The organism is Neorhizobium fuzhouense (assembly GCF_042611105.1).
Classification (GTDB): domain Bacteria; phylum Pseudomonadota; class Alphaproteobacteria; order Rhizobiales; family Rhizobiaceae; genus Neorhizobium; species Neorhizobium galegae_A.
The window spans coordinates 307422-318831 of sequence record NZ_JBHFFP010000004.1 but is presented as its reverse complement, the minus strand read 5'-3'; the positions used below and the strand labels follow the sequence as shown (position 1 = coordinate 318831).

At 61.7% G+C, this 11410-nt stretch carries 10 protein-coding genes and 1 pseudogene; 7 read left to right on the top strand and 4 right to left on the bottom strand.

Features of this window, described 5'->3' with window-relative positions; translation table 11 throughout:
- Nucleotides 1-394, top strand: a pseudogene (locus ACEXP3_RS10160) (plasmid partitioning protein RepA); the annotation flags it as partial.
- Nucleotides 395-423: 29 nt separating this feature from the next.
- Entirely contained in the window at nt 424-1440 is a 1017-nt protein-coding gene (gene repB, locus ACEXP3_RS10155; RefSeq protein WP_377297156.1) for a plasmid partitioning protein RepB, read from the top strand.
- A 731-nt stretch (nt 1441-2171) separates the two neighbouring features.
- On the opposite strand, the gene ACEXP3_RS10150 is transcribed toward repB, so the two are convergent.
- Nucleotides 2172-3194 carry a LacI family DNA-binding transcriptional regulator gene (locus ACEXP3_RS10150; protein ID WP_210106668.1) on the bottom strand — a complete coding sequence of 341 codons (1023 nt, stop codon included), beginning with the start codon at nt 3192-3194 and terminating at the stop codon, nt 2172-2174.
- 182 nt (nt 3195-3376) lie between these two features.
- Between ACEXP3_RS10150 and ACEXP3_RS10145 the strand changes: the two genes are divergently transcribed.
- A complete protein-coding gene (locus ACEXP3_RS10145; protein ID WP_377297155.1) occupies nt 3377-4408 on the top strand; it encodes an L-idonate 5-dehydrogenase in 1032 nt (343 codons plus the stop codon).
- 78 nt (nt 4409-4486) lie between these two features.
- On the opposite strand, the gene ACEXP3_RS10140 is transcribed toward ACEXP3_RS10145, so the two are convergent.
- A complete protein-coding gene (locus tag ACEXP3_RS10140) occupies nt 4487-5341 on the bottom strand; it encodes an aromatic ring-hydroxylating dioxygenase subunit alpha (RefSeq protein WP_377297154.1) in 855 nt (284 codons plus the stop codon).
- A gap of 238 nt (nt 5342-5579) precedes the next feature.
- Here ACEXP3_RS10140 and ACEXP3_RS10135 point away from each other — a divergent pair, with 238 nt between their 5' ends.
- The 4 genes from ACEXP3_RS10135 to ACEXP3_RS10120 all read left to right on the top strand — a co-directional run bounded on the left by ACEXP3_RS10135 (nt 5580) and on the right by ACEXP3_RS10120 (nt 9187).
- Nucleotides 5580-5915, top strand: a complete 336-nt coding sequence (locus ACEXP3_RS10135) for a hypothetical protein (RefSeq protein ID WP_245366828.1) — start codon at nt 5580-5582, stop codon at nt 5913-5915.
- Nucleotides 5916-5956: 41 nt separating this feature from the next.
- Nucleotides 5957-6655 carry a Rieske 2Fe-2S domain-containing protein gene (locus ACEXP3_RS10130; protein ID WP_377297153.1) on the top strand — a complete coding sequence of 233 codons (699 nt, stop codon included), beginning with the start codon at nt 5957-5959 and terminating at the stop codon, nt 6653-6655.
- Nucleotides 6655-7287: a glutathione S-transferase family protein gene (locus ACEXP3_RS10125; RefSeq protein WP_377297152.1), complete on the top strand. Its 633-nt coding sequence runs from the start codon at nt 6655-6657 to the stop codon at nt 7285-7287. The genes ACEXP3_RS10130 and ACEXP3_RS10125 overlap by 1 nt, the downstream gene beginning before the upstream one ends.
- A 67-nt stretch (nt 7288-7354) precedes the next feature.
- Nucleotides 7355-9187: an adenine deaminase gene (locus ACEXP3_RS10120; RefSeq protein ID WP_377297151.1), complete on the top strand. Its 1833-nt coding sequence runs from the start codon at nt 7355-7357 to the stop codon at nt 9185-9187.
- A gap of 387 nt (nt 9188-9574) precedes the next feature.
- On the opposite strand, the gene ACEXP3_RS10115 is transcribed toward ACEXP3_RS10120, so the two are convergent.
- Together ACEXP3_RS10115 and ACEXP3_RS10110 are read right to left on the bottom strand one after the other, a co-directional pair.
- Nucleotides 9575-10435, bottom strand: coding sequence for an ABC transporter permease (locus ACEXP3_RS10115; RefSeq protein WP_377297203.1), 861 nt, complete (start codon nt 10433-10435; stop codon nt 9575-9577).
- Between the two features lie 14 nt (nt 10436-10449).
- On the bottom strand, nt 10450-11391 hold the full coding sequence (locus ACEXP3_RS10110; RefSeq protein WP_377297150.1) for an ABC transporter permease: 942 nt from the start codon (nt 11389-11391) through the stop codon (nt 10450-10452).
- Nucleotides 11392-11410 lie beyond the last annotated feature (19 nt).

The following is an 11410-nucleotide window of genomic DNA, read 5'->3' as shown; positions in this document are numbered from 1 at the left end:
GTCCGGACTTCTCATCACCATTCACCCGGCCATGATCGATGTGGCGAGCATGAACCAGTTTCTGGCGATGATGAGCGATCTGATGAGTGTGATCGAGGAGCGGGGGGGCACGCTCAGCCATGATTTCATCCGCTACCTGATAACCCGCCACAACCCGAATGACGGCCCTCAGGTGAACGTGGTGACCCTGTTGCGCTCCCTGTTCAAGGAGGATGTGCTGGCGCCGGCCGTGGTTGAAACGACGGCCATCGCCAGTGCGGGTCTCGAGAAGAAAAGTCTCTATGAGTTGACGCGCGGCAGCGTTGGGCGTGATACATTAAGCCGCGCGCTTGAATCGATGGACGCAGTCAACCGCGAAATCTTTCTTCACATCAAGACAGTGTGGGGCCGATGATGGTCAATCCAAAAGAACGAAACCAGCGCATGCGAAGCCTGTTCGGCAATGTCGATGCCGAGGCGCTGGAAAAGCAGACACCTCCCTCTCCCCAGGAACTGGAACGGCGTCGGGTCGGCTCCGTGGCGGTGAAGTCGATGGACCGCGCCTTCGTCTCGATCGAGGACGAAAACCGCAGGCTTCACGACCAGTTGTTGTCGGCCGAGACGATCATCGAGCTTGATCCCGACCGCATCGTGCCTTCCTTCGTCAGCGACCGCCTCGACATCGACGGCGATGAAAGCTTTGAGACCTTTGTCGAGGGTATCCGCGAGGCCGGTCAGAAACTGCCGATCCTCGTGCGGCCACTTTCCGGCAAGCCGGGCCATTATCAGGTGGCCTATGGCCATCGCCGCCTGCGCGCCTGTCAGATCCTGAAAAGGCCGGTAAAGGCGATCGTGCGCGAGATGAGCGACGAGGAGCTGGCCGTCTCGCAGGGCATCGAAAATGCCGCGCGCCTCAATCTGTCCTTCATCGAGCAGGCTCTCTTTGCCCTGAAGCTGAAGGAACTCAAATATTCGCGCGAGACGATTTCCGAAGCGCTTGGACGCAAGGACGGTCAACGCCTCGCCTATATCTCGATCCTTACCAACACCGTGATGCTCATTCCTGAAGACCTCATCCGGTTGATCGGCCCGGCGCCTTCGGTCGGCAGGCCGAAATGGGAAAAGCTCGGCGCCTTCATCAAGGATCGTCAGCTGGATGAGCGGCAGGCACGGATCCTGTCTAAGGTTACGAGCGCTCCCGATTGGGCGCAGGCCGGCAGCGACCGTCGCTTTGCGCTGGTGCTGACTGCTTTCGACGGGTCGACCCGCTCGAAGGCCGAGATTGCCGATGTCGTGCTGGGCGAGGGGATCACCATTGGGGTGAAGCGCACTGACGGAGCGACCCGTCTGTCGATCCCCGACAAGCGCCTGCCCGGTCTTTCCGACTGGCTGCTGGAACGCCTGCCGCAGTTGATCGCGGATTTTCAGGATCAGACCGGCAAGGCGGGCGGCAATAAGTAGATCAGCCCTGCCGGCTTTGGAGAAGTGTGAAAGGCCTGTCGAGCGATCGGCAGGCCTTTTTGCTGTGCCCATGGTCGACGGGTCCCGATCAGTCTATGCCCGGGTTGCAGGCTGCGGGCTGCTGGGGTGGTGGCGACGAGAAGTGTAACAACTGTTACTTCCTGATGCTGCTCGGCGAGAGCATTGATCGCGCCGACATAGACGATACCCAGTAGCGGAAGCCCTTGGCATCGGTCTCGGCCAATGCAGTCATCGCGCTTGCATGAGGAGTGCATTAATCCTGGCCATCCGCAGCGCAGCGTTAGGGGTGGCGCTGTCAAAAGCATGGTAAGGCGAGGAGGGGAAAGTAACAGCTGTTACCTGCATTGGGAGCGCCAATAGGGGGCGTTACGAGAAGGTGAAGCGCCCTGTTTTGGATCGGGCGCACCGAAACAAGCCGTCTCGCATGCCGCTCAGCTATGTCGAATTTCGCTCGTCTAAGCTTGAGGATGTGCCGTAGCCACTTTATCGGACGTTGCTTTACTGCGGCGGGCTGTGCGCTTGAAGCTACTATGTGGTGCCAAACTGCACGGTGCTGTTGGAGGTCGTATGCCTTTGAACGGCTTGTCCTAGCATATGCGCGAGATTTTACAGACCGTCCGGCCAGTTATCAAGAACGCAAAGTCCGCACCCCAACACTTTTGACTGCGCTTAACTTCCGGATCCCTGCTGTCGTCGCCCGCCCGCCTGCCCTATCGGCTGCTCTGGCGAAGAATAAGCTCGGGGTGAATGACGATGCGGGCAGGTGCGTCCACGTTTGGCTTGCCGTCCCGGATGGCGAGAATAAGCTCGGCCGCTTTCCGCCCGATGTCGTACGCAAAGGCGTTGATCGTGGTGAGGCTTGGAACGCAGACGGCGCCGATCTCGTAATCGCCGAACCCGCCGATGGCCATCTGGTCGGGCACGCGGATGCTGCGGCGCTGGCATTCCGAAAGCGCCCCGAAGGCAGGCAGGTCCGATACGCAGATGACGGCTTCGGTATCCGGCGCGCTGTCCAGAAGCCGGCCCATGGCATCGGCGCCCTCGCGCATGGAAATGGGCGGAGCGCCTGCCGCAATCAGACGCGAGGCATCCAGTCCATGCGCCTTCATGGCCGCAATGAAGCCGGCGCGCCGCTCGACGCCCCGCGTATCGCGGTCGTCATCGCCGCCGATAAAGGCGATGCGCCGATAGCCGGCCGTAACAAAGTGATCGACCATTTCCCGCACCGACTGGGCATTGGAAAAGCCGACGACATGGCCCAGCGGTTCATCCGGCCAGTCCCAGGTCTCGATCACCGGAATACCGGCATTGCGCAGCAATTGGCGCGCCCGGTCCGTATGTTTGCCGCCGGTGACGACAATCGCCTCGGGGCGCCGGCGCAGCAATTGCTCGATCAGTCGCTCTTCCTCGTGAATGTCGTAATTGGTGTATCCGAGCAGGATCTGTAAGCCGCGAGCGGACAGCCCCTCGGAAAGGGCACGCACCGTATCGGCGAAGTTGGCATTGTTGAGCGAGGGAATGGTGACGGCGACGAAATCCGTTCGCTGGGATCTCAGGCTCGCCGCCGTGCTGTCGAAAACATAGCCGAGGTCTTCCGAAGCGCGCAGTACGGCATCACGCGTTTCCCGGCTGACGGAACTGTCCCGCTTGAAGGCACGCGACACCGTCATTGGTGACACGCCTGCTTTCCTCGCCACATCGGCCATGGTGGGTGGTTTGCGCGTCATGGGCATGGCGTCATAGTGTGATCGCCGATCAAGGTGATTTCGTTGCGCATGGCCGATCCCGTCCGTTTGCCGAAGGTCGATTGAAGTGTGGTTTCACCTCGACAACAAATCTCACGCTGTTTATGTTATCGATAACATTTCGTGTCAAGGTTCAGTGCCTTGGACGCCGCCAATCTGAGGAGACAAATATGAAAGCCATTGTAGCCCATGCGGCCAAGGACGTGCGCATCGAGGAGATCGACGATGCGGAGCCGGGGCAGGGCGAGGTGCGGCTGCGTCTTGCCACGGGTGGCATCTGCGGCAGCGATCTGCATTACTACAACCATGGCGGCTTCGGGGCGGTGCGGCTGAAGGAGCCTATGGTGCTCGGTCACGAAGTCTCGGCGATCGTGGAAGAACTCGGGCCGGGCGTCAGCGGGCTCGAGATCAGTCAGCTTGTCGCGGTGTCGCCATCGCGCCCCTGCCGGACCTGCCGTTACTGTCAGGACGGGCTGCACAACCAGTGCCTCAATATGCGCTTTTACGGCAGTGCCATGCCGTTTCCCCATATTCAGGGCGCCTTCCGGGAAAGTCTCGTCGCCGATGCAATCCAGTGCGTGGCAGCCGACGGGCTGACGGCCGGGGAGGCTGCCATGGCAGAACCGCTAGCGGTGACACTGCATGCCACCCGCCGCGCCGGCGAAATGCTCGGCAAGAAGGTGCTGGTGACCGGTTGCGGTCCTATCGGCGTGCTGTCCATTCTTGCGGCCCGCCGGGCCGGCGCCGGCGAGATCGTTGCGACGGACCTGTCGGACTTCACCCTATCCCTGGCAAAATCTGCCGGCGCGGACCGCGTGATCAACACGAAGACCGAGCCGGATGCGTTGAGCGCCTATTCCGCCGACAAGGGAACCTTCGATGTTCTTTACGAATGCTCCGGGGCGGCCGCTGCTCTTTCCGGCGGTATCGCGGCCTTGCGTCCGCGCGGCGTCATCGTCCAGCTCGGCCTTGGCGGTGACATGAGCCTGCCGATGATGGCGATCACGGCCAAGGAACTTGAGCTGCGCGGCTCCTTCCGCTTCCACGAGGAGTTTGCGACCGGCGTCGATTTGATGCGCAAGGGGCTCATCGACGTGAAACCGTTGATTACCCACACGGTGCCGCTTGCGGATGCGCTCTCGGCGTTCGAGATTGCCTCCGATCGAAGCCGGGCGATGAAGGCGCAGATCGCCTTTTCTTGACCGGGGTATCCGACTTCCGCTTTGGCGGACGCAGCGGAGATGGTCTCTCGCTCTCCATGCCGCCTCAGCAAAGATCCGTCAGGCCGCCTGCAGGGAGGTGCCGTAGGTCACTCCCTTCTCCTTCAGCCAGCGGCGATAGGCAATCGAGCTGGCGTCCGCGCGTGTTGGAATTTCGGAGCGCGGTTCCATGGGCAGGAGAACCGGGCGCTGATTTTCCAGGATGATGCGGTCCTGCAGAAAGATCAACTGCTGGAACTGGATCAACGAGGCGGTCGTCGACTGATCATCGAGAAGATACATCACTGGATGGGCACGGCAGCGATCCGGGTCGAGCGGCTGCACGAACAGGCAGATCACATCCCAGCGTGTTTCGGAATTCGGGCAGGTTTTGTAGAGCAGCGTGGTGAACGGTGTCATCACCCGATAGATATAGCGGGTCATCAGCCCGTCTGTCGCCGAAAGGGCGGCCTGCGGCTGGAAGAACCGGCAGTTCGTCGCCCAGACCTCGTCCACATCGCGGCGGATCTCGACATTGTACTCCTCGACCTGCGTATGGGGTTCGGAGCCGAGAATGTCGGTATGCACGAAGGGAAAATGCGCCATGTCGAGAAAGTTCTCGATGATACGCAGACCGGACGCCCGGACGGTGACGGCGCCGCAGGGCACATAGCGCCGATCCGGCTCGTCGGCTTCCGCAATGGCGAAGATGTCCTTCTCCGGCGCGCCGAGCGTCGTCCAGAGATAGCCGTAACGGCGTTTGAGCGGAAGCGGCAAGCCCTGTCCTTCGGCAAGGACGGTCACCGTGCCGTCATCCGCACGGATCACCAGAAGATCGGTGCCGAGCAGTCGGTTGGTCGATCGGCCATACGGGACGTCGGCCTCCGTTTCGATCGGATACCACTGGTCAAGACTGGCCCTGTCGATGGCTTCCATGAGCGATTTCCCGTCTTTGTCCGTTCCCGTTGAGGCTTAGTTCTGTCTGCTGGCAGCTGCCCGTTCATCGCTTCGATGAGCAGCTTTTCCCATCGCAACACTTTACAGAGAGGAAAAGACCACGGGAGGAGCGCAAAAAGCAACTGATCGGCGCTCAGAAATTGCTTGATACCGGGCATCCCGCATGGGTAAACTGAATAAATTCGCAGCATGACCAAAATATAGACAGATCATAAAGATGCAGATCACCGGAGGCGAAAATGCGTGTCGGCCCCGTGAACCGGCAGGGGAGGGCGGGCGCATCAACCCTGTAAGCCTTGCGCCGCAATTCCGTCCGATGAGCGGCCCTGTCCACTTCCTCTTCGAGGGTGCCTTCGATTGCGATAGCTTTGTCGGCTTTGCCCGTCACCGGGCCGGCAGGCTTGATGTCGATCTCGACGTCACCGCCTGCAGCCGCACGCGCATTTCGCTTTCTGTTGCGGGACAGGACGCGCTCATCGACATGTTCGAAATGGCCTGCAGCCTTGGCCCCGCCGACTGTATCGTCAGGGATGTGACACGCAGCGATGGCTGATGCGGGCGGGTGCGCGGCGGAGGTATTTCAGGACATGCGCAATGTCGGGTGAAGCAGATTGGGTACCGGTGGCGCTCTCGGCCTCTATCGAGCCGGGCACCTCGGCAGGCGCTGTGGTCGAGGGGCGCGAACTCGTGGTCTGGCGCGATAGCGCGGGCAAGGCGCATGTTTGGGAAGACCGCTGTCCCCATCGCGGCATGCGCATGAGTTTTGGTTTCGTGCGTGGCGACCATATCGCCTGCCTCTATCATGGCTGGTCCTATGATGCGGCCGGACAATGTCGCCATATTCCGGCCCATCCCGATCTGGACGTGCCAAAGACGATCAGGATCACCACCTACGATGCCGGTGAAGCGTGCGGCGTGATCTGGACGCGGCTCGCCGGCGCTGGTGAGACGGGCCATCCGCTGCCCGACTTTGGGAATACTCTTCCCGTGCGCAGCCTTTATGCGGACTGTTCTCTGGCCCATGCCCTCGCCGTCCTGAAGCAGACGTATCTGCCGGGCGGCAAAGGCAAGACGGTTGTCGGGCAGCTGCAGGCCGTTGCCCCGCATGTCTGGACGCTTGAAGGCGATGCGCTGCGCCTGTCGATTGCCATCCAGGTCATCGGCCCGCAGAATGTCGGGCTGCATATCTTGGTCAACGAGGGATCGAAAGAGACGGTTGCGGATGTTGCGCAATGGGCGGTGGCCTTGCGGCTTACCCTTGAAGCGCCTGTCGTCCTCGCCGAGGTTATGTGATGGCCGCACTCACCCTCTACGCGCACGCCCTTGACGAGAACTCCTACCGGGTACGGCTGATGCTGTCGTTTCTCGGCCTTGCGTATGACACCGTCGCCATCGACATGGTGCCCGGCGGGGAGGAGAAAGGTCCGGCGATGCGCGCGCTCAATCCGCTCGGCAGCCTGCCCGTCCTCAAGGATGGCGACCAAGTGTTTTCCGGCGCCCAGGCGATCCTTGCCCATCTTGCCCGACGCCATGATCCGGCGGGCACCTGGCTGCCGCTCGAACCGGCCGCCTTTGTCGGTGTCATGCAGTGGACGTTCTTTTCCGCAACGGCACTCTCCAGCGCCATCGAGGCACGCCGCCTGGCGCTGTTCAGCCAGGAGCGCGATTTTTACGCATTGAGGCACGAGGCGCGCCACGCCCTGCGCATCATGGATGACCACATGGTGCTGCGCCACATGAAAGGCTTTGAATGGTTTGAGACGGATGGCCCGACGATTGCCGATCTGTCGCTGCTGCCAAGCTTCGCGTTAAGCCGCGATTACGGCATCGACCATGATGAATTTCCCGCTCTTCGCCGCTGGCTGCGGCGCTTTCGCCTGTTGCCCGGATTTCACACTATGCCGGGCATCCCTGACTATCACTGAAGACCTAGCAGCATGAAGGTGTCGCCGGCATGGCGCGCCGTCCTGCGGCACGCAAAGGAGACGACCCATGGCGCTGACCCGATTTTCCGTAGCCCCGCTTGCCGGCATGACACGCCGGCTGGCCGATGTGGCGTCCGGCCGTGCCAGCCCGGACCTGGTGATCACCGGAGCCCGGGTTCTCTCGACCTATTCCGAGCGTATCCTGCCGGATCGCGAGATCTGGATTGCCGGCGGCCGCATTGCAGCCGTCAAGCCCTCCGGCACGTCGAAAAGCCAAAGCGCTCTGCGCTATGATGCCAAAGGCGGGATTCTCGCACCGGGTCTCGTTGATCCGCACATCCATATCGAATCGAGCATGGTGACGGCTTGCGCCTATGCCGAGGCGGCGCTTCTCAACGGCACGACGACGATCTTTTGCGACAGCCACGAGATCGGCAATGTCATGGATGTCGCCGGCGTCGAGGCCATGCTGGAGGATGCCCGCCATGCGCCGCTCTCCATCTTCCTCACGGTTCCCTCTACGGTTCCGGCAACATCGCCCGACCTCGAAACGGCAGGCGGCGATCTGACGGCGCAGAAGATCGCAGCGCTGTTCGACGCCTGGCCGGAAGCCGTGGCGCTCGGCGAAAAAATGGATTTCGTGCCCGTAACCATGGGGGACGAGCGCTCGCATGCCATCCTGGCCGCCGCCCTTTCGCGTGGACGGCCGGTCTCCGGCCATGTCTATGGTCGCGAGTTCGTCTCGGCCTATGCGGCATCGGGCGTGACCGATACCCATGAAGCCATTGATCGCGATATTGCCGACGATCTCCTGGAAGCCGGTATATGGCTCTTCCTGCGTGGCGGGCCGCCGACGACCCCGTGGCACTCGCTGCCGGATGCGATCCGCACGGTCACCGAGCTTGGCGCCTCCCACAAGCGCATCGCTGTGTGCACCGATGACCGCGACGCGGAAGATCTTCTGGCCTTTGGCCTCGATTGGGTGGTGCGCGAAGCCCGCCGCGCCGGCATGACGCCGGAACAGGCCTGGGCGATGGGCTCGCTGCACGGCGCGACCCGCTTTGGCATGGAAAACGATATCGGCGGTCTCGGGGGCGGGCGCCGCGCCGATCTGGTGATGCTGGACGACGATTTGAACCCGATCAGCACCTGGTATGGTGGCGAACTGGTGGTGGACCAGAAGGCGATCACGCCGGTTCTCGACGCCGCGCTCTCCAATCGTTGGCGCTATCCGGACACGGCCTATCACACGGTCAAGCTGCCCAAGGCCGTGAAGCTGACCCCGGATCTGCCGGAGGGGACGGTGGTGGCCAATACCATCCGCACCGAACTGCCGGGCATCGTCCTCGTCCACGAGAAGATCACGCTGGAGCCAGCAAAAGACTGGGAAACCCAATTTTCCCGCCACGGACTGTGCTTTGTGACAGTCATCGAGCGCCACGGGAAATCGGACGGCAATGTGGCGCATGCGCTGCTGTCTAATTTTGCACTGAAGAGCGGCGCGGTTGCCTCGTCGGTCGGTCATGACAGCCACAACATCATCATTGCCGGCACCAACGAGGCCGATATGCAGGTGGCGCTGCGCGCCATCGAGGACCATCAGGGGGGGGTCTGCGTGGTGCAGGATGGCAAGGTGACGGCCATGGTGCCGCTGCCGGTTGCGGGGCTCATGTCCGACAAGCGCGTCCATGAGGTCTCGGCCGAAGTGCAGGCGCTCAAGGTGGAGTGGGAAAAGGCCGGCTGCACCATTCCCTATATGGGCTTCAACCTCATTCCGCTCTCCGTCATTCCGGAAATCCGCATCACCGACAAGGGCCTCGTCACGGTGCCGCAAATGGTCATCGTCCCGCCCTTCGAGGCAGCCTCCGCGCCGACGGGTGGTGTGGTCAGTGCAGGCTGACGCTTGGGGCGTTCCGGCGACGAGGACATTGGGTGTGGTCTCACCGGCCGGCTCCTTCAAAAGCCGGTCGAACCACGATGCAGGCATCGCCTCAGGCAACGGGCAGAGGCTGAAAGGCCCCGCCGCTTCTTTTTCCCTCAAGCAGGTGTCGGGCTTCCACCAACGCGCCGTCGGTCGTCACGCCGTGGCGCATGTACGCCTCAAGGCTTTCGTTGCAAAAGCCTATCGCATCGAAAATCTTTGGCGCAGACGTAGGACTCGGAGAGCTCAAGATCGGGCTGCTTGTGACGAGCGGGAAAGACGCTCAGATCGACCCCTCGATTGCCTTTCGCCGCATCGTGTTTGAAATCTTCGCCACCCTCTGATCAGGGTGATTGCAGACGAACGTCAGTCGTCGCGCCTTGGATCAAGCGCGTCGTTGAGGCCGTCGCCGAGCAGATTGAAGCCCATCACCAGCAAGATGATCGCGACACCCGGCCAGATCGCCATCCAGGGCGATTCCGTCAGAAATTGTCTTGCGACATCCAGCATGGTGCCCCAGGAGGGGGCCGGAGGGCGCTGGCCGAGACCGAGAAAGGCAAGGCTTGCCTCCGCCAGAACCGCAGTCGCCATGGTGATCGTCGCCTGGACAATGATCGGCGCCATGGCATTGGGCAGGATGTAGGTGAGCATGATCTTGCGATGCGGCACACCGAGGAGGCGTGCGGCGTCGATATAATCCTCCGCCTTGACTGTCATCACCTGTCCGCGCGTCAAGCGCACGAAGATCGGCATCGCGGATATGCCGATCGCAATCATCGCGTTTTCAAGGCTTGCGCCAAGAAACGCCGCGAAGGCGATAGCCAGCACCAGGAAGGGGCAGGCGAGCAGGGCATCGCTCACGCGCGAGATCACCATGTCGACGACACCGCCGAAATAGCCGGCGATCATTCCGAGTGGAACGCCGATGGCAATGGCGATGGTGACGGACAGGATGCCGACCAGCAGCGACGCTTGCGTGCCATAGATGATGCGCGTCAGGATATCGCGACCGAGATCGTCGGTGCCGAACCAGTGAGCCGCTGTCGGACCTTGCCTTATCGCCATCCAGTCCGACGCATTGGGCTGGTAAGGCGCGATCAGGGGGGCCGTGACTGCAACCAGCACGAAGAACAGGATGATCGTTCCGCCGATCATCACGCCGGGCTGGCGCAGGCATCGCGAGAGGACGGACTGCTTCCTTGCGGATGTGCTCGGCAATTGAAGCATGGCATTGGAGGTATTCATCCGCGCAACCTCGGGCTCAGAATGACATAGGCGATATCGGCGAGAAGGTTCATCAGAAGGAACAGTGCCGCCGAGCAGAGAACCACCGCCTGGACCACGGCATAGTCGCGGCTGAAGACGCCATCGACGATCATCTTGCCGAAGCCCGGAATGCCGAACACCTGTTCGGTCAGAACCGCTCCGGACAGAAGCTCGCCGAGATGCAGCGTGCTCATGGTGACGACGGGTACGAGGCTGTTGCGCAACACGTGACGGACGACGACGATGCGCTCCTTCAGGCCCTTGGCGCGGGCGGTGCGAACATAATCCTGCTTCATCACCTGCAGCATGGCGCTGCGGGTATGGCGCATGACGATGGCTGCAGCAGCTGTGCCCAGCACGAGGCTTGGCAGAAGCGTGTGCCGCAGATTATCGACCGGGGAATCGAAGAAAGCGACATAACCACCGGACGGGAACCATCCAAGCGTCACGGCAAACAGCAGGATCAGCATGATGCCGAGCCAGAAGCTTGGCACCGAAAGGCCGGTCAGGCCGATCATGCTGACGCCGTAATCTGCCACTGTGCCCCGCTTCAGGGCCGCGATGATGCCGGCCGGAATGCCGATGAGGGTCGCAAGAACCATGGCCATCACCGACAGCTGGATCGTGACCGGCAGCTTCTGCGCGATCATCTCGCCGATGGGGAGCCGTGTTCGGATCGACAGCCCGAAATCGCCCTGCACGATGCCTGCAAGCCATTTCCCGTACTGTATGTAGAGAGGCTGATCGAGGCTGTACTTCTGCCGCAGGAACTCGATCACAGCCGGATCCCGTTCCTCGCCGGCGAGCGCGATTGCCGGATCGCCGGGCAGGAATTTCAGAAGGCTGAAAACCAGGATCGAGACGAGCAGAAGTGTGGGTATGGCAATCGCCAGGCGACGCAGGACGTAGGAGAGCATGAGCTTTCTCGGGTAGTCC